General features: G+C 72.6%; 17 protein-coding genes. 8 read left to right on the top strand and 9 right to left on the bottom strand.

Going from position 1 to position 18268, the window contains the following annotated elements; all coding sequences use genetic code 11:
- The first annotated feature begins 9 nt into the window (after positions 1 to 9).
- Entirely contained in the window at positions 10 to 366 is a 357-nt protein-coding gene (locus AB0B20_RS19750; protein ID WP_357472263.1) for an uL14 family ribosomal protein, read from the top strand.
- A gap of 116 nt (positions 367 to 482) precedes the next feature.
- Positions 483 to 917 carry a hypothetical protein gene (locus AB0B20_RS19745; RefSeq protein WP_357388975.1) on the top strand — a complete coding sequence of 145 codons (435 nt, stop codon included), beginning with the start codon at positions 483 to 485 and terminating at the stop codon, positions 915 to 917.
- Here the strand turns inward: AB0B20_RS19745 and AB0B20_RS19740 are convergent.
- Positions 880 to 1890, bottom strand: a complete 1011-nt coding sequence (locus tag AB0B20_RS19740) for a DUF389 domain-containing protein (RefSeq protein WP_357388973.1) — start codon at positions 1888 to 1890, stop codon at positions 880 to 882. The two genes, AB0B20_RS19745 and AB0B20_RS19740, sit on opposite strands and share 38 nt — an antisense overlap.
- A 213-nt stretch (positions 1891 to 2103) precedes the next feature.
- Between AB0B20_RS19740 and AB0B20_RS19735 the strand changes: the two genes are divergently transcribed.
- Genes AB0B20_RS19735 through AB0B20_RS19725 form a run of 3 tightly spaced genes read left to right on the top strand, consistent with a single transcriptional unit; the run spans position 2104 to position 5656 of the window.
- Entirely contained in the window at positions 2104 to 3234 is a 1131-nt protein-coding gene (locus tag AB0B20_RS19735; RefSeq protein WP_013474757.1) for an aminotransferase class I/II-fold pyridoxal phosphate-dependent enzyme, read from the top strand.
- Positions 3231 to 4439, top strand: a complete 1209-nt coding sequence (locus tag AB0B20_RS19730; protein WP_357388971.1) for a glycosyltransferase family 4 protein — start codon at positions 3231 to 3233, stop codon at positions 4437 to 4439. Before AB0B20_RS19735 ends, AB0B20_RS19730 begins: the two co-directional genes overlap by 4 nt.
- On the top strand, positions 4439 to 5656 hold the full coding sequence (locus AB0B20_RS19725; protein ID WP_357388969.1) for a glycosyltransferase: 1218 nt from the start codon (positions 4439 to 4441) through the stop codon (positions 5654 to 5656). Before AB0B20_RS19730 ends, AB0B20_RS19725 begins: the two co-directional genes overlap by 1 nt.
- Positions 5657 to 5734: 78 nt before the next feature.
- On the opposite strand, the gene AB0B20_RS19720 is transcribed toward AB0B20_RS19725, so the two are convergent.
- The 6 genes from AB0B20_RS19720 to AB0B20_RS19695 all read right to left on the bottom strand — a co-directional run bounded on the left by AB0B20_RS19720 (position 5735) and on the right by AB0B20_RS19695 (position 12503).
- Positions 5735 to 7072, bottom strand: a complete 1338-nt coding sequence (locus AB0B20_RS19720) for a glycosyltransferase (RefSeq protein WP_357388967.1) — start codon at positions 7070 to 7072, stop codon at positions 5735 to 5737.
- 53 nt (positions 7073 to 7125) lie between these two features.
- Entirely contained in the window at positions 7126 to 8424 is a 1299-nt protein-coding gene (locus tag AB0B20_RS19715; RefSeq protein ID WP_357472248.1) for an oligosaccharide flippase family protein, read from the bottom strand.
- A 20-nt stretch (positions 8425 to 8444) separates the two neighbouring features.
- Entirely contained in the window at positions 8445 to 9734 is a 1290-nt protein-coding gene (locus AB0B20_RS19710; protein ID WP_357388981.1) for an O-antigen ligase family protein, read from the bottom strand.
- A gap of 90 nt (positions 9735 to 9824) precedes the next feature.
- Positions 9825 to 10832, bottom strand: a complete 1008-nt coding sequence (locus tag AB0B20_RS19705) for an SDR family NAD(P)-dependent oxidoreductase (protein WP_357388963.1) — start codon at positions 10830 to 10832, stop codon at positions 9825 to 9827.
- 49 nt (positions 10833 to 10881) lie between these two features.
- Complete coding sequence (locus AB0B20_RS19700) at positions 10882 to 11778, bottom strand: NAD(P)-dependent oxidoreductase (RefSeq protein ID WP_120570687.1); 897 nt, start codon at positions 11776 to 11778, stop codon at positions 10882 to 10884.
- Positions 11775 to 12503 (bottom strand): sugar phosphate nucleotidyltransferase, encoded by a 729-nt coding sequence (locus AB0B20_RS19695; protein WP_357388961.1) that lies wholly within the window; start codon positions 12501 to 12503, stop codon positions 11775 to 11777. Before AB0B20_RS19695 ends, AB0B20_RS19700 begins: the two co-directional genes overlap by 4 nt.
- 149 nt (positions 12504 to 12652) lie before the next feature.
- On the opposite strand from AB0B20_RS19695, the gene AB0B20_RS19690 reads away from it, so the two are divergent.
- Complete coding sequence (locus AB0B20_RS19690) at positions 12653 to 13582, top strand: NAD(+)/NADH kinase (RefSeq protein ID WP_357388959.1); 930 nt, start codon at positions 12653 to 12655, stop codon at positions 13580 to 13582.
- A gap of 6 nt (positions 13583 to 13588) precedes the next feature.
- Here AB0B20_RS19690 and pgm read toward each other — a convergent pair whose 3' ends face one another.
- Both pgm and glgC read right to left on the bottom strand, forming a co-directional pair.
- Positions 13589 to 15232, bottom strand: coding sequence for a phosphoglucomutase (alpha-D-glucose-1,6-bisphosphate-dependent) (pgm, locus tag AB0B20_RS19685; protein ID WP_357388957.1), 1644 nt, complete (start codon positions 15230 to 15232; stop codon positions 13589 to 13591).
- 34 nt (positions 15233 to 15266) lie between these two features.
- Positions 15267 to 16499 (bottom strand): glucose-1-phosphate adenylyltransferase, encoded by a 1233-nt coding sequence (glgC, locus tag AB0B20_RS19680; protein WP_194800913.1) that lies wholly within the window; start codon positions 16497 to 16499, stop codon positions 15267 to 15269.
- A gap of 94 nt (positions 16500 to 16593) precedes the next feature.
- Between glgC and glgA the strand changes: the two genes are divergently transcribed.
- Both glgA and AB0B20_RS19670 read left to right on the top strand, forming a co-directional pair.
- Positions 16594 to 17787 carry a glycogen synthase gene (gene glgA, locus AB0B20_RS19675; protein ID WP_357472245.1) on the top strand — a complete coding sequence of 398 codons (1194 nt, stop codon included), beginning with the start codon at positions 16594 to 16596 and terminating at the stop codon, positions 17785 to 17787.
- A gap of 180 nt (positions 17788 to 17967) precedes the next feature.
- On the top strand, positions 17968 to 18201 hold the full coding sequence (locus tag AB0B20_RS19670; protein ID WP_357472244.1) for a hypothetical protein: 234 nt from the start codon (positions 17968 to 17970) through the stop codon (positions 18199 to 18201).
- Positions 18202 to 18268: the final 67 nt, after the last annotated feature.

Below are 18268 nucleotides of genomic sequence, written 5' to 3'. Positions count from 1 at the left end.
GAGATAGACGTGATTCAGCAGGAGTCGCGACTGCGCGTCGCCGACAACACGGGTGCCCGGGAGATCCTGTGCATCCGGGTGCTCGGCGGCTCCGGCAGGGGCGCGGCGGCCAGCAGGGCGGGCAACGCGGCGGCGGTCAGCGCGGCGGCTCCGGCGGCGGGAAGGGCGGCGCGGCGCGCGGCGCCCAGCAGCAACGGTCGGGCCGCGGTGGCGGCGGTCCCGCTCCGGTCAACGACGCCATGGCGGAGGCGCTGCGCCGCGCCGGGCTGGCCTGACACGTTCGGCTGCCCTGCCGGGCTGAGGTCACGAAAGACTCAGCCCGGCAGTGCCCTTCGGCAACCGCGACGCGCCGGTTCGCGAAGCTGACACGCGGCAGGGCGGGACGACTGGCGCGAGGGAGCGGCCAGGGGTGTCTCGGTCCGCGCCGGCCTGGAGGCCGCCGTCGTCGCCGGGCAGCCCGGGTTCCGCGTACCCTCGCCGTCGTGGGGGCCGAGGAGGACGAGCGGTGGCGGGAGCGGCGACGCCACGCGGTGCGGGCGCACGCGGCGGCCGCTGACCGGGAACGCGCGGCGGAGCAGGCGGAGGCCGCGGATCTCGTGGCCCGGTTCGCCGCCGAGGCGCTGCGGCGAGGGTTGCGTGCGGACCGGCTGACCGCTACCGGCCATGACGGGCGCGGGCGCTACCGTACGCGGATCACCGGCTGGTACGTGGACCGGGCGCACAGCCGCGCTGTGGACACCGAGGGGCGCTTCTACCTGCTCACCGTGCCGCCGGGTCTGCGAGCACGGCTGCTCGGGGCCGACCCGCGGCCCAGCGCGCCGCCGCTCGTGGTCGGCCGGGGCGGCCGCGACGGCGAGTCGGTGCCGCTGGCGGCGTTGCTCAGCCGCCGTCTCGACGCGGGCGACGACTGGCGCTGACCGGGCCGGGTCGCTGATCGGCCCGCTGCCGCGGCACGGCGTGCGCGGCCCGCCGGGCGACGTGCCGCCACCAGCACAACTGGACCACCAGCGTGAGTAGTCCGGCGAGCACGATAGCGGCCAGGTTGATCACCAGTTGGAGGGCGGAGCCGGCCGCCTCGTGCCACACGCCGTACGCGGACGCGACAGCCACGTTTGCCGCCGCCGGCACGGTGGTCACCGAGATCAGCACGCCAACGAGCGACCCGGACTTCTTCGAGGTCAGCGACAACATGCCGGCAACGCCTGCGAGCAGGCCCACCACCCATGACAACGCGTCCGGGCGCCAGATGAAGTCGGTCATCGGCCGTTCCGCCAACAGCATGTCCCGGCCGACCAGGCCGGCCGCGGTGAGCGCCCAGGTGCTCAGCACCGTGGCCGCCATGGCGACGACGAAGCCGACGGTCAGCGCCTGCACCGAGCGGCCGACCACGCGCGGCTGCCGCCGTAGCAGCGCCACGCAGAGCGCGGCGAGCGGCCCGAACTCGGGGCCGACCACCATCGCGCCGACGATCAGGATGGGCTGGTCGAGCAGCACACCGATTCCGGCGATCATGGTGGCCACCACGATCAGGGCGAGGAACGTGCCGGTGAGCACCGTCTGCTCGCCGGTCTTCGCGGCGATCTCGTCCCAGACCACGGCGTCCTCGCCGTGCCCGGGCGCCTCCTCGGCGGCCCGGTCGGCCGCCTCGGACAGGGTCAGCTCCACGTCGTCGGCGGCGATCGCGCCGTGCGCCTCGACGCCGAGTTCCTGGAGCCGGCTCAGCACACCGTCGGCGCTCTCCCGGACGACGTCGCAGGTGACGTAGTCACCGGCGGGCTGGCGGGCAGCGCCGGGCAGCACCACGAGGTGGGTGACGCCGGGATCGGCGGCCAGCAGTTCCACGACCGCTGACGACTGTTCGCTCGGCGCGATCACCCTCAGGTGCAGCACTCGGGGCTCCTGGATCGTCGATTCCTGGCAGGGCCGCCGAACTCTACTCGGTACCAGGGGCACGTGTTGCGACCCGACGCCGCCGCGCGGCACGATCGTGTGCTTTTCGGCATGAAACCGGCGTACGCCATCACTCCTCGACTGGTCGACCGTTTTACCGTCCGTGACCCTTCGCTGCCACGACCGTGATCCCGCTGCGGGGACGGAGGCTCGATGACCGGCCGGATCTACCTGTCCCCGCCCGATGTCGGGCCCCTGGAAGAGTCCTACGTCCTCCGCGCGATCCGCTCGGGCTGGGTGGCGCCGCTCGGGCCCGAGGTGGAGGCGTTCGAGCGGGAGGTGGCGGAACGTGTCGGGGCGAAGCACGCGCTGGCCCTCAACTCCGGCACGTCCGCGCTGCACCTCGCCCTCCTCGTCCTGGGGGCCGGGCCGGGAAGCGTGGTGGTGGCACCGACGATGACGTTCGCGGCCACCGCCAACGCCGCTGTCTACACCGGCGCCGAGCCGGTCTTCGTCGACTGCGACCCGGCGACCGGGAACATGGACGTGAGCGCGCTCGCCGAGATGCTCGACATGCTGACCCGGGCCGGCGAGAAGGTCGCTGCGGTCCTGGTCGCGGACATGTTCGGCACGTGCGCCGACTACGACGAGCTGCTGCCGGTGTGCGAGGCGGCAGGCGCGCCGGTGGTCGAGGACGCCGCGCAGGCGCTGGGTGCCACCTACCGCGGACGCCCGGCCGCCACCTTCGGACGGCTCAACGCGCTGTCGTTCAACGGCAACAAGATCATCACCACGTCCGGCGGAGGGATGCTGCTCTCCGACGACGAGGCGTTGCTCGCCCGCTGCCGGCACCTGGCCACTCAGGCGCGCGAGCCCGTGCCGCACTACGAGCACGTCGACGTGGGCTACAACTACCGGCTCAGCAACCTGCTCGCGGCCCTGGGCCGGGCGCAGCTGCACCGGCTGGACGGGATGATGCGCCGCCGCCGGCTGCTGCGCGAGCGCTACGCCAAGCTGTTCTCCGGCGTGCCCGGGGTACGTCTGCTCGGCGACGGGGACGAGGGCTCGAACTGCTGGCTGACCAGCATCGTGGTCGACCCCGAGCGGACCGGGTGGTCGGCTGCGGAACTCGGGGCGCACCTGGCCGCGCGGGACATCGAGACCCGGCACGTGTGGAAGCCGATGCACCGCCAGCCGGTGTTCGCCGGGTGCCGGGCGGTCGTGACGGGCGCCTCGGACCGCCTGTTCGCCCAAGGGCTCACCCTGCCCAGCGGCTCCGCCCTGGACGACGACCGCCTGGCGCGGGTCGTCGGCGCGGTCGAGCAGTTCCTGGACGCCCGGTGACGGCCGGCGCGGACATGCGCCCACTGCGGGTCGTAGTCCTGCTGAAGACCGACCAGGGCGGACTCTGGATCGTCCCGCAGGTGGAGGAACTCCGCCGCCGTGGCCACGAGGTCGTGGCGGTCCTGCCGCGCCGGACCGGGCGACTGACCGAGGAGCTGCGGCGGCGAGGTGTCGAGGTGCACGACTCGCCGTTCGACTTCCGCTTCCGGCCGCGCCCGTCGACGCTGCGGGACCTGTGGCGGCTCCGCCGCCTGATCAGCCGGCTCCGTCCGGACGTGCTGAAGTACCACCTCTACGCGTCCGCGCTCGCCGCCCGCTTCGCGAGCCTGCGCCTGCCGCTGCGCCGGGTGCACATGGTGGCCGGGCCGCTGTACCTGGAGTCTCCGCTGATCAAAATCGTCGAGCGGGTGTTGTGGCGGCTCGACGACGTCACCATCTGCGGCACCGGCCACACCTCGGGCCTCTACGGCGCGCTCGGGTGTCCCGCGCCCCGGCGACCGGTCGTCACCTACGGCGCCCGGGCCGCGCACTTCGCCGACCTGGCCGGCTCAGCCGACCGGCGGGAGGTGCGGGCCAAGGCGCGCGCCGAACTCGGCATCGAGGAGGACGCGTTCGTCGCCATCATGGTCGCCTACGTCTATCCGCCCCGGAGGCTGGTTCACCAGGGCCGAGGCATCAAGGGTCACGACGTGCTGCTGGCGGCCTGGCGGGAGTTCCGCGCCGACCACCCGGACGCCCGGCTGCTCCTGGTGGGCGCCGGTTTCTCGGCGGCCGGAGAGGCGCACCGGCGCGAGTTGATCCAGCGCTTCGAGGTCGATCGCGACCCGAGCGTGACGTGGCTGACGTCGGTGTCGGACGTGCGCGACTGCTACCGCGCCGCCGACGTGAGCGTCAGTCCCTCCCTGTCCGAGGGACACGGCGCCGCCTGTGAGGCGGGCGCCACCGGGGTGCCCAGCATCGTCAGCGACGCCGGCGGTCTGCCCGAGACCGTCGACGAGACGACCGGCTGGGTGGTGCCACGCAACGACGTGGCAGCGCTGGTCGCCGGACTGCGGCAGGCCTACGACGAGTTCACCGACGGCCGGCTCCGGCTGCGGGGTGAGCGGGCCCAGCGGTTCGCGCTGCGGCACTTCGACAACACGCTTGCCGCCGGCGATGTCGCCGACGTGGTGGAGGCCGCCTGCCGGACCGGCGGGAGAGCCTGATGCGGGTCGTGGTGACATCGGAGTCGCGCTTCAGCCGGACTCCGGACGGCGCGGTCTGGGTCGAAGCAGGCCCGGACAACGCGATCTGGCGACGGTACCTGGTCGCCTTCGACAACGTACGCGTCGCCGCCCGGGTGCGGGACGTCGCGCAGCGACCGGCGGCCGCGGCCCGGGCCGACGGGGACGGCGTCGACGTCTGGGCGTTGCCGTACTACGTCGGGCCTCGGGGTTACCTGCTGGGACGGCGGGCGATCGCCGCAGCGGTGTCGGCGGCGGCGGAACCCCGGGACGCCGTGGTGCTCCGGGTGCCCTCGCCGATCGGCTCACTGCTGGCTCGGGCACGCGACCGGGCCCGCCTTCCGTACGCGCTCGAAGTGATCGGGGATCCGTACGACGTGCTAGCCCCGGGGGTGGTCCGGCATCCGCTGCGGCCGCTGCTGCGCACGCTGTCCACCCGGACGCTGCGCCGGCAGTGCCGCGAGGCCGCCGCCGTGGCGTACGAGACGGAACGGCGCCTGCAACTCCGCTACCCCGCGTTGCCGACCACGCCCACGGCCGGCATCTCCAGCGTCGACCTGCCACCGGCGGCGTTCGTGCCGCAGGCCCGGCCGGTCCGGCAGCTTCCGCCAGTAGCGACACTGGTGTCGGTCGGCTCGCTCGAACAGCTCTACAAGGGAATCGACACGCTCATCTCCGCGCTGACGCTGATGCCCGCCGACGGGCCCCGGGCCCGGCTCGTGCATGTCGGCGTGGGCACCTACCGTCCCCATCTGGAGCAGTTGGCCGCCCGATCGGGAGTGGCCGACCGGGTGAGCTTCACCGGCCCGCTACCCGACGCCGACGCGGTCCGCCGCCAACTGGACTCGGCGGACCTGTTCGTGATGCCGTCGCGTACCGAGGGCCTGCCCCGGGCGCTCATCGAGGCGATGGCCAGGGCACTGCCGGCGGTCGGTTCGACCGCCGGCGGCATTCCGGAGCTGCTCGAACCGGACTGCCTGGTGCCGCCCGACGACCCGGCCGCACTCGCCTCCACAGTGACCGCGATACTGGCCGACCCGGACCGGCTCGCGGCAGCCTCGGCCCGCAACCTCCGCCGGTCCCGTGACTTCTCCGCCGAGACGCTCGACGCCCGCCGGGCGTCGTTCTACCGGGCCGTCGCCGAGACCGCCGCCGGCCGGGTGGGCCGAGCACCGGTTTCCCTTCCGTCCGCACGCTGACATCCCGCCGCACGCTGACATGCCGCGCACCGGACGGCACACGCATCAACCGCTGCGGGCGCCGTCCGTCGGGACCGCTCAGGTGACGGGACGCCGGACGCCCCCTCGCGCGGCGTCCCGGAGGATGTCGAGGTAGCGGCCGAGCTGATCCTCACGGAACAGCCCGTCGAGCGCAGCGGCCGGGACTGCCGGCACCCGTCCGGTACGTTCCTTCACGGCGAGCCACTCCCGCAACCGGGCTGCGATCGCGGCCGGGTCGTTCGCCACGACCCCCGCGCTCCGTTCGCGCAGCAGGCGTGCGGCCACGCCGTGCTCGTAACCGAGCAGGAGGACGGGGCGGCGGGCCTGGAGGTAGTCGAAGATCTTGCCGGTCACCGTGCCGGCGTCTCGCGGATCGTTCCACATGAGCAGGACGAGCGCGTCCGCGTCCGCCTGGATCCGCCACGACTTCTCCGGCGAGACCTGGCCGAGAAGGGTGACGGAGTCGGTCACGCCGGCCCGTTCAGCGGCGGCGCGGGTGATGCCGTGGTCCTCCCCCGCGAAGATCAGGTGCACCTTCGCTGCGTCCGCTCCGAGCAGGGCGATCGCGTCGATCAGCGGGCTCGGATCACGCTTTCCCGGATAGATGTAGCCGGTGTGTGCGAGCGTCAGTGTGGTAGCCGACGCCTCGACGCCGACCGAGGTCGCGAAGGACTCCATCGGTACGGGCCGGCGGTCGATGCCGTTCATCACCACGTGCGTCTGCACCCCGAAGGTGCGGTGGATCGTCTCGGCCAGCGGCTCCGAGACCGTCACGCACGCCGCCACGCTCCGCAGCACGCGCCGCTCCAGCCTCTTGTCGACCGCTCGACGCAGTGCGGAGCGCACCCAGTACTCGTTGCCGACAGACCACAGGTCCCGGTAGTCAGCGACCCATGGCACCCGGAACCGCCGGGCGAGTGCGGCAGCCACGACGAATCCGGAGAAGGGCGGGCCGGACACCAGGATGACGTCCGGGCGCCATCCGGCGGCGCCCCGGTCGAAGTTCTGTACCGGTGGCCGGATCCAGTTGAGCTGTGGATCCGGCAGCAACAGTTCCATGCCGGCCTTGACCAGGAGTCGATCGGCACCGGAGCGGATCCAGCCGAGCCGGGACGGCGGTGGGGCGGCGCCGTCCGGCACCGGCTCTCCCGCACTCCGGCCGGGCCGGCGGAGCCGCGGCGACGGCGCGATCCGGATCAGGTGCTCCTCGGGCACCGGGACGGGCGCGCCGCCCTGGTCCGCCCCGACTGCGGTCAACACCCGGACGTCCCACCCGTGCTGCTTCGCGAACGCCGCGAGGGCCGCGGGCCGCCGTGCGCCGACTGTCTCCGCCGGCGGGAAGTGATAAGAGACGATCAGCAGGCGCGGTGCCGGCTCCGGATAAGCGTTCCTCATGAAGGGATAAACGATTTCTTTCCGTACAGGACGTGACGGAGAACGTGAATGCCTCAGCTCTGCGGCACGAGTTCCGGCGCGGGACGAGCACGGCCGACGTCCCGGCCGGCCGCCGTCACGACCCGCAGCGACATCAGCCACCCGACGCCGTATGCCAGCGCGCCAGACACCCCGAACACCCAGACCGCGGTCAGCGGTGACCCGCCCGCGAGCGCCACCACCGAGACGGCTCCCGCCACCACCGCGACACGGCCCGCGTCCCAGGCGAGTTGCAGAGCTTGGCGTTCGAACACGACGAGCGTCTGCGACAGCGGCGAGACGACGAGCTGAGCCGCCATGAAGACGGCCAGGGCCTGGGCGTAGGCGCCGCTGCTGTGCCACTGCGGACCGAAGACCAGGCTGAAGGCCGCCGGCGCGCCGACCAGCACGAGCAGTGCGCCGGGACCCGCGATCAGGGCCAGTCTCCGGCTGGCGTCGAGGAACACGCGCCGACCGCGCCGGGGCTGTTCCCTGGCGATCCGGGCGATCTCCCCCAGGTAGACCTGGGCCACCGCGGACGCCACCAGGGCGGCGGGCATGGCGATCACCCGCTGGGTAAGTCCCAACCAGCCCGCCACCGTGGAACCGTAGTAGTAGGCGATGAGCAGCACCGGTAACTGCGTGCCGAGAACGTTGAGCAGACCGGACGGAGCCAGGAGAAGCGGGAAGCGCCGGTACCGACGTGCCACCGCCGGCAGGCGTGACGTCCGCCGGCCGGCCCCGGCGACCGCGCCGCGCCGGCGGGCGTCCCGGAGCAGGACCGCGGCGGCCGCGACCTGACCGAACCCGAAGCCGAGCGCCAGACCGCCGGGACGAAGCCCTGCCCCACCGGTCACGATCTGGGTGACCACCACCGACAGAGACTGGAAGAGGTTGCGCCGGCCGATCGCCCCGTACCGCCGATGCCGCACCGCGAACTGGTTGAGCACGAGGACGACACCCATCGCGGCGGCGGAGGGCGGCACCACCCAGAGCCAGTGAGCCAGCTCGGGCTGACCGAACCAGCGGGCCACCCGGTCCCCCGCCAGCAGGACGACGAGCGAACCCAGTACCGCCGTGCCGGCGGCCGCGACGAGACCGAGCCGCACCAGCGCACGGGCGTCCTCCTCGCGCTCGGGCAGCGGAACGGCCATCTCGAACCGGAGCGCGGCAACCGTGCCCACCGTGACCACGAGCGCGGCGACCACTGCGAGGACGCCGAAGTCGGCTGGGCGATAGAGCCTCGTCAGCAGCGGAACCGCCGCCAGCGCCAGCAGCTGGCCGCCGGCCGATCCGGCGGCGATGCCGAGCACTCCGCGTCGGCCGCTGGACATGGCTAGCCGCGCCCGCCACCTCACCCAGCGACCCCCCGGCCGGACGGCGTACGGACTCGCCTGGCGCGGGCCCGTACGCCGGCGGGCAGCGTCGCGCCGGCCAGCACGAGCACGCCGAGCGCCAGCGCGGCGAAGAGCGGACGGCCGGCGTTCACGTCTCCGGAGGTCGACACCGCGACCACGTTGAACGCCAGTACGGCCAGCACGAACCCGGCGACCGGGTCGCGTCTGGACGCGCGCCACAGCCCCGCCGCCACGACCACCGTGGCCAGGATGAAGGCTCCGCCCACCAGCCAGCCCGCCTCGGCCGGCAGTTCCAGCCACAGGTTGTGCGGATAGTTGTGGATCAACATGCCGGAGTAGTCGCCCCAGTTGCCGTAGCCGACACCACCGGGATGCTCGGCGATCATCGGCACGCTGACCTCGCGCATCTCCGCGCGGGCGGTGTCGAACAGCTCCTCGCTCGGGTCGGTCAGGAGCGCGTAGACCCGGGGCGGCAGGATCGACGGCAGCGCGACGACGGCGGCCACCAGAGCGCCCATCAGACCCACGCCGACCCACTCGCGCTGGCCCCGCCGGATCTTCAGACGGAACCCGGCCAGCACCAGGACGAAGAGGGCTACCACGGTGGCCAGGAGCGGTCCCCGGGAGCCGGTCGCCAGGAGACCGAGGCCGAGGAGCACGGCCAGGCCCGCCGCCCACCAGGCCGCCACCCGCTTCTGCAGGTAGAGCCAGGTGAGCGCGACGAACGCGCCGCCGATGGCCCGGGCCAGCCAGATCGGATTGGAGCCGAAGCCGTCGGCCCGGCCGTCCTGCGGATCGCCGTTGAGCGTGGCGATCGCGAGCACGACCCCCGACAACACGAACACGGCGGCGAACATCTCGACATCGCGTCGCCCGCGCAGCACCGCCACCGCCAGCGTGGCGAACACGGTCAACGTCACGAGCAGCAGGAACTTCTGCCGGCCGTAGTCCGTCTCAGGGGGGTGCAGGATCCCCGGCGCCGCGAGGACGCCGAAGATCACGAGGGTCCAGAAGATCATGGTCCGGGCACGCGTGGCCGGACGGAGGATCTCGTGCAGGAGCAACGGCACCGCGAGCACCACTGCGGCGATCAGGAACCCGCGGCCGACCAGACGCGGGAACTGGTCGAAGTTGAGCAGCAGCACCACGGCGGTGGCGCGCAGCACCGCCGAGACGAGACCATTCGTGCGCCACGCCGGCGTCTCCACCCCGACGAGCCCACCGGGGCTGCCGGGGCCGCGGACCGTGCCGATCGCCGACGACCGGCGGCTGTCCTGCATCACCATCACGTTCAAGCCTCCTGCGGCACCGGCCGTCCGGCCGGCGAGGTGGAGAAGTGGGCGACGAAGGGCCGCCCCACAAGCGTGCGGAAACCGTCACACCGCTCGATCGGAGCGGTAGCGCACGAGGTTGGCCGGATCGAGGAACCACTCGACCGTCGCCTTCAGACCCTCGTCGATGCTGGTGGCCGGCTGCCATCCGGTCCGCGATCGGAGCAGGCCGGCGTCGCCGAGCAGGCGTTCCACCTCGGATTCCGCGGGACGGAGCCGGGACTCGGTGACCACCACCTCCGGCTGGACGCCGAACATCGCAGCGATCTTGCGAACCAGGTCACCGACCGAGGTCTCCCGGCCGGTCGCTGCCTGGAACACACCGCCCACGACCGCGTCGTCCGGCGCCGTGCCCACGGCTTGGAAGGCCGCTACGGTGTCCGTCACGTAGAGCAGGTCGCGGGTGGTACGCAGCGCGCCGAGCCGGACCGCCCCGCCACCCTTCGCCAGCTGGCTGATGATGGTGGGGATGACCGCCCTGGTGGACTGGCGGGGGCCGTACGTGTTGAACGGGCGGAGCGTGACCACCGGGAGGCCGAAACTGAGGTGGTAGCTCTCGGCCAGCTTGTCCGCGCCGATCTTCGAGGCCGAGTACGGCGACTGACCGCGCAGCCGGTGCTGCTCGGTCATCGGGACGGTGGTGGCGGTCCCGTACACCTCGCTCGTGGATGTGACCACCACCCGGCCCACTCCGGCCGTCCGCGCGCTCTCCAGCACGTTGAGCGTGCCGGTGATGTTCGTGTCCACGTAGGACTGGGGAGCGAGGTACGAGTACGGGATGCCGCCAAGCGCGGCGAGGTGGTAGACGGTGGAGGCGCCGTCGACGAGCCGCTGCACCATCCCCCGGTCGCGGATGTCGCCCGCGACGACCTTGACGCCGGCCAGTTGGTCCGGGCCGAACGTGTCCAGCCAGCCGTGCGACCCGGCGCCGTTGTAGTGCACCAGGGCACGTACCCGGTGGCCTGCGGCGGCGAGCGCCTCGACCAGGTGGGATCCGATGAAGCCACCGGCTCCGGTCACCACCACCGGGCCGCCGGTCGAGTCTGCCGTCATGGTTCGCTCCTCCTCTTCACCGGTCCGGGCAGAACCGGCACCGGTCGGGTCAACGAGCCGGTGTCGCCGCTAAAGCCGTCTGGCTCCACAGCGCACCGACCGAGTCGGACAGGTCGTGTTCGGGGGCCCACCCCAGGACCGAGGCCGCCCGGCCGACGTCGGCGCATGTCCAGCTCACGTCGCCGGAGCGGGGAGACGGTGGGCGGTCCTCCCGGATGCGGACCGAGCGGCCGGACACCGACACCAGCAGCTGGACCGCATCGCGTACCGGCACCGCCCGGCCGCTCCCCACGTTGAGGACACGGGCCCGCGGCGCGGTGACAGTCACCGCCCGCCCGACCGCGGCGGCCACGTCCCGCACGTCAACGAAGTCCCGGTACGCGTCCAGCGGGCCGGTACGCAGGTCCTCGCCGGCCGTGAGGTGGGACAGCAGGGCGGCCACCCGGCCGAGCAGTGTCGTGCGGGGCATGCCGGGACCGACGGGGTTGAACACACGGAGCGCTACCGCGTCCACCCGGCCGGCCGCTGCCGCCAGCTCCATGAGCCGGGTCGCCGCCGCCTGGCTCACGCCGTAGGCACTGACCGGCGTCACGGGACGGTCCTCGGCAGCCGGGGCGCCGGACGGGACCGGACCGTACTCGGCGGCGGAGCCGAGACGGACCAGCCGCGCGCCGGGCACGGTGTCGGCGACCGCGTCCACGAGCTTGGCGGTTGTCAGCGTGTTCGCCCGGATCAGATCCTCGGCCGAGCCGCTCACCGCTCCGGCGCAACTGACCACAGCGTCCGGCCGCAGCGTGCCGAGCAACGCCCGCAGCGCCTCCGGCGTCGCGGCGACCAGGTCGCACTCATCGCGTGACGGGCACACCAGGTCCGCCGTGGCGTTCAGTTCCCGGCGTACGTGAGCGCCGATGAAGCCGGAGGCGCCGAAGAGGAGGACACGCATCATGCCCCGGCCGGGGTGCCGGCGGGCAGCAGCAGGTCCCGGAGCTCGCCGAAGCACCGATTGGCCTCGTCGTAGTCCTCGGGGCGGCCGATGTCCAGCCAGTAGCCGTCGAACTCGTAGCCGGCCGGTGGTGCGCCCCGGCCCAGCAGGTCCAGCACCAGTTGGTCGAACCCGAACGGCTGCCCCACTTGGTAGTGGGCGATGGTGCTGCGGGAGAGCCCGTAGACGCCCATGCTCACCCGATAGTGCAGGACCGGCTTCTCGGAGAACGACGTGATCTTGTCGCCGGCCAGCTCCAGGACACCGAAATCGATCTTGACGGTACGCCGGTAGGTGGCCACCGTCAGCGGCGCGCCCGAGCGCGCGTGGGTGCCCAGCAGGTCCGCGTAGTCGAGGTCGGTGAGCACGTCGCCGTTCATCACCAGGAAGTGCTCGGGCAGGCGGTCCCGGATGCCGAAGAGCGGGCCGATCGTCGACAGCGGCCGCTCCTCCTCGACGTAGTCGACGGTCAGCCCGAACCGGGAGCCGTCGCCGACGAACGCCCGGATCAGGGCGCCCAGGTGATTGATCGCCAGTGTGACGTGGGTGAAGCCGCGGTCGGCGAGCTGCCGCAGGACGATCTCGAGGATCGCGTAGCTCTCACCGATGGGCACGAGCGGCTTGGGCAGCGTGGAGGTGTATGGACGCAGCCGCACGCCCGCGCCGCCCGCCATGATCACGACATGCATCGACTCTCCACTCGTCCCCCCGCCCTACCTCGCGTCCAACGAGCCGGACCGGCACGGGGGTACGGAAATCACCTGTTCGGGGCACTGTCCCGGCTTCACGGCTCCTGGTAAGCCCGGCGGGCGGCACGCCGCTGTGGTGAGCTGTAGCGGTGGCGGGCGATGTGCTGGGGCTGGTGCTGCACCCCACCCGGGACGTCTCCGAGGTGGTCGGGACCATCGCGGACTGGGCCGCCCGGCACCGAATCACCCTGGCGGTACGCGCCGAGGACCGGGCGCGCCTACCCGCCTCGGTAGAGGCGGTCGCCGCGGACGAACTGGCCGACCGCTGCGCCGCGCTGATCAGCATCGGCGGCGACGGGACCATGCTGGGCGCGCTGCGGATGGCCGTCCGCGACCCGAAGCCGGTGCTCGGCGTGCACCTGGGCCGGCTCGGCTTCCTGGTCGAGGTGGAGCCGCCGGACCTGCCCCGGGCGCTGGAACGGCTGGTGGAACACGACTTCACCATCGAGTCGCACGCCTGCCTGGCCTGCGACGTCTGCGGCGACGACGTGGTGGCGTTCAACGACATCGCCCTGGTCCGGCAGCCCGGCGCCGGCTTCGTCACGGCCACCCTGGCGGTGGACGGCCAGCGATACGGCTACTACCGGTGCGACGCGCTGGTGGTGAGCACGCCGACCGGCTCGACCGCGTACAGCTACGCCGCGGGCGGGCCGCTGATCTCACCGGCCACCGAGGCGATGGTGGTGACACCGTCCGCGCCGATGGCCGGGATCTCCCGCTCGGTGCTGCTCTCCGCGCACGAGACGGTGCACCTGGAGCTGCGCGCGGACTCGGCGCCGGTGGCGGTGGAGATGGACGGGCTGCTGATCCGGCAGGCGGCGACGGAGGGTTCGGTGCACATCCGGTACGTCAAGGACGCCGGCCGGGTGGTCCGCCTCGACCCGCGCCGCTACCAGGAGCGCAACCAGCTCAAGCTGAGCCTGCTGGACCTGCCGCTGCTGCCGGACCAGTTGCGGGAGCTGTTGCCGGACGGGCTGCGGGAGCAGCTCAACCGCCGGGAGCTGCCCCCGCCCCGCTGAGCCGGGTCAGGTGGTGGCGAGCACGCCGTCGACCAGCGCCTTGGCCTCCTCCTGGATCCGGGCCAGGTGCTCCGGGCCCTGGAACGACTCGGCGTAGATCTTGTAGACGTCCTCGGTGCCGGACGGGCGGGCGGCGAACCAGCCCGACTCGGTGGTCACCTTGAGGCCGCCGATCGCCGCGCCGTTGCCGGGCGCGGTGGTGAGGATCGCGGTGATCGGCTCACCGGCCAGCTCGGTGGCGGTGACCTGCTCCGGCGACAGCTTCGCCAGGACGGCCTTCTGCGTCCGGTCGGCCGGGGCGTCGATGCGGGCGTACGCGGGCGCGCCGAAGCGGTCGGCCAGCTCGGCCCAGTGCTCACTCGGCGTACGGCCGGTGGTGGCGATGATCTCGGCGGCGAGCAGGCAGAGCAGGATGCCGTCCTTGTCGGTGGTCCAGGTGCCGCCGTCGCGGCGCAGGAACGACGCCCCGGCGCTCTCCTCGCCGCCGAAGCCGACGGTGCCGTCGAGCAGGCCGGGCACGAACCACTTGAACCCGACCGGCACCTCCAGCAGCGGGCGGCCGAGGTCGGCCGCGACCCGGTCGATCATCGAGGAGGAGACGAGCGTCTTGCCCACCGCCGCGGCCGGGCCCCACTGCTCCCGGGTACGGAACAGGTGGCCGATCGCCACGGCCAGGTAGTGGTTGGGGTTCATCAGGCCGCCGTCGGGCGTGACGATGCCGTGCCGGTCGGCGTCGGCGTCGTTGCCGGTGGAGACCGCGTAGTCGTCCCGGGCGGCGATCAGTGAGGCCATCGCATTCGGCGAGGAGCAGTCCATCCGGATCTTGCCGTCGCCGTCGAGCGTCATGAACCGCCAGGTCGGGTCCACGAGCGGGTTGATCACGGTGAGGTCGAGGCGGTGCCGTTCGGCGATCTCGCCCCAGTACGCCACGCTCGCCCCGCCCATCGGGTCCGCGCCGATGCGCACCCCGGCGTCGCGGATGGCGTCGATGTCCAGCGCGGCGGGCAGATCGTCGACGTACCGGGCGAGGAAGTCGTACTCCCCGGTGGTCGCGGCGGCGCGCGCCCGCGCGTACGGGATGCGTTTCACCTCCTTGAGCCCGGCGGCGAGGATCGCGTTCGCGCGGTCCTGGATCCACTTCGTGGCGTCGGTGTCGGCGGGCCCGCCGTGGGTGGGGTTGTACTTGAACCCGCCGTCGGACGGCGGGTTGTGCGACGGGGTGATGACGATGCCGTCGGCGAGGCCGCTGGTGCGCCCCCGGTTGTGGGTGAGGATGGCGTGCGAGACCGCGGGCGTCGGGGTGTAGCCGTCGCGGCTGTCGCGCAGCACCGTCACGTCGTTGGCGGCGAGCACCTCCAGCGCGTCGGCCTCGGCGGGCGCGGAGAGCGCGTGGGTGTCCCGGCCGAGGAACAGCGGCCCGGAAAGGCCCTGCTCGCGCCGGTAGTCGCAGAGCGCCTGGGTGACGGCGAGGATGTGGTCGGAGTTGAAGGCGTTGCGCAGGCTGGATCCGCGGTGCCCGGAGGTGCCGAAGGAGACCTGCTGCGCCGGGTCGTCCGGGTCCGGGTGCTCGGCGTAGTAGGCGGTGACCAGCCGGGGCACGTCGACCAGGTCGTCGGGCTGTGCGGGCTGGCCGGCACGGGGGTGGGCCACTGCGGGATCCTCCTCGGGGATGCGGCGGGAATGCTCAGGGCTCGACGCGCTGGCCCTTGCCGATGACGACGATGCCGTTGTCGGACACGGTGTAGCGCTGGCGGTCCTTCTCCAGGTCGACGCCGATCTCGGCGCCCTCCGGGACGTGGACGTTCTTGTCCAGGATCGCGCGCCGGACGACCGCGTGCCGGCCGATCTGGACACCCTCCATCAGCACGGCGCCGTCGACGTGCGCCCAGGAGTGCACCTTCACCTTCGGCGCCACGATCGAGTTCTCCACCAGCGAGCCGGAGATCACCGAGCCGGGCGAGACCATCGAGCTGACCGCGCGGCCCACCCGCTCGCCCCAGGCGTGCACGAACTTGGCCGGCGGGTACGGCGGCTGCTCGGTGTAGATGGGCCACTCGAAGTTGTAGAGGTTGAACACCGGGTGCACGTTGATCAGGTCCATGTGCGCGTCGTAGAACGAGTCGAGCGTTCCCACGTCCCGCCAGTAGCCGCGGTCGCGGTCGGTGCTGCCGGGCACCTCGTTGTCCTTGAAGTCGTAGACGTTCGCCTCACCGCGCTCGACGAGCATCGGGATGATGCTGCCGCCCATGTCGTGCTTGCTCGTCTTGTCCGCCGCGTCGCGCTCGACCGCCTCGCACAGCGCCCGGGTGGTGAACACGTAGTTGCCCATCGAGGCGTAGATCTCGTCCGGCGCGTCGGGCAGCCCGACCGCGTCGGTGGGCTTCTCCCGGAACGCGCGGATGCGCTTGCCGTCCTCGCCGACCTCGATCACGCCGAACTGGTCGGCGGTCGACAGCGGCTGCCGGATGCCGGCCACCGTGACCCCGGCGCCGGAGGCGATGTGGTCCTCGACCATCTGCCGGGGGTCCATCCGGTAGATGTGGTCGGCACCGAAGACGATCACGTAGTCGGGCTGCTCGTCGTTGATCAGGTTGAAGCTCTGGTAGATCGCGTCGGCCGAGCCGGCGAACCACCACGGGCCGCGGCGCTGCTGCGCGGGCACCGGCGTGACGTAGTTGCCCAGCAGCGTCGACATCCGCCAGGTCTTGGTGATGTGGCGGTCCAGCGAGTGGGACTTGTACTGGGTCAGCACGACGATCTTGAGGAAGCCGGCGTTCGCCAGATTCGACAGGACGAAGTCGACCATGCGGTACATCCCGCCGAAGGGGACGGCGGGCTTCGCCCGGTCGGTGGTCAGGGGCATCAGGCGCTTGCCCTCCCCGCCGGCCAGGACGATCGCGAGCACCTTGGCAGCCATGCTCAGACGCTAACCACCCCGAACCGACTTCACCACTCGGACGCCCACACTTGCGCACCCGGTGCGACGTGGCGCTCTGCACTAGGGTGCGGGCATGGCACCGATGCGCGTCGACCTGCTCACCCGCGAGTACCCGCCGGAGGTCTACGGCGGCGCCGGGGTGCACGTGGAATACCTCGCCCGTGAGCTGCGCCGGCTCACCGACGTGCGGGTGCACTGCTTCGGCGCGCCCCGCGACGAGAAGGGCGTCACCGCGTACGCCGAGCCGGCCCCGCTCGCCGGCGCGAACGCCGCGCTGCGGGTCATGGGCGTCGACCTGGAGATGGCCGCCGGGACCGCCGGCACCGACGTGGTGCACAGCCACACCTGGTACGCCAACCTGGCCGGGCACACCGCGAAGCTGCTGCACGGGGTGCCGCACGTGGTGACCGCGCACAGCCTGGAGCCGCTGCGCCCGTGGAAGGCCGAGCAGCTCGGCGGCGGGTACGCGCTCTCCTCCTGGTGCGAGCGGACCGCGTTCGAGGCGGCCGACGCGATCATCGCGGTGAGCGCGGGCATGCGCCGCGACGTGCTCACCGCCTACCCGGCGGTGAACCCCGACCGGGTACGCGTGGTCTACAACGGCATCGACACCGCGCAGTACGCCCCGGACCCGGGCACCGACGTGCTCGACCGGCTCGGCATCGACCCGGGCAGGCCCAGCGTGGTCTACGTCGGGCGCATCACCCGGCAGAAGGGCCTGCCGTACCTGCTGCGGGCGGCCCGGGAGCTGCCCGCCGACGTCCAGCTGGTGCTGCTGGCCGGCGCGCCGGACACCCCGGAGATCGCCGCCGAGGTGGAGAGCCTCGTGGCCGAGCTGCGGGAGAAGCGCTCCGGGGTGGTCTGGGTGGCGGCGATGCTGCCCAAGCACGAGGTGATCCAGGTGCTCACCCACGCCACTGTCTTCGCCTGCCCGTCCGTGTACGAGCCGATGGGCATCGTCAACCTGGAGGCCATGGCCTGCGAGACGGCTGTGGTGGCGACCGCCACCGGCGGCATCCCCGAGGTGGTGGCCGACGGCGAAACCGGGCTGCTGGTGCCGATCGAGCAGGCCGGCGACGGCTCCGGCACCCCGCTGGACCCGGAGCGTTTCGTGGCCGACCTGGCCGCGAGCATGAACGAGCTGCTGGCCGACCCGCGGCGGATCGCGGCGTTCGGCGCGGCGGGGCGGCGGCGCGCGGTGGAGCACTTCTCCTGGGACGCGATCGCCCGCCAGACGCTGGAGGTCTACCGCTCGGTGGGGGTGTAAGGAAGGGCCCCTTCTTAACGCCTCCGGTAGAGGAAGGGCCCCTTCTTAACGGGTGCCGGCCCGCCGCGCCCGGCGGAGGGGCATCTCGTCTTCGAGACCCGGCGTCCCGACCATCGCGCCTGGCAGGAGTGGGCGACGGATACCGGCCCGGTCATCCGATCCGTCCCGGGCGTCGGACGGGTGGAACGGCGCTTCCGGGTCACCGCGATCGACCTGCCGTTCGTCTCCTTCCGCTTCACCTACCGGTTCCTGGCCGACGGGGCAGTGGTCACGTCGGACTCGACGCCGCGGTTCCGCGACCGCGACGAGGTCGAGCCGAGTCTGACCGCCGCCGGATACCGGGTGCTCGACGTGCGGGAGGCGCCTGATCGCCCCGATCGGAAGTTCGTGTTCGTCGCGCGGCGGACGACCTAGACGCGGAGCGGGGGTCACGTCGCCGGGCGGTCACCGATTATTGACGGTTCCTGCCAAAAATGCTTCA

The sequence above is a fragment of the Micromonospora sp. NPDC049151 genome (assembly GCF_040648395.1).
Classification (GTDB): Bacteria; Actinomycetota; Actinomycetes; order Mycobacteriales; family Micromonosporaceae; genus Micromonospora.
This window is presented reverse-complemented; position numbering and strand designations above follow the sequence as displayed.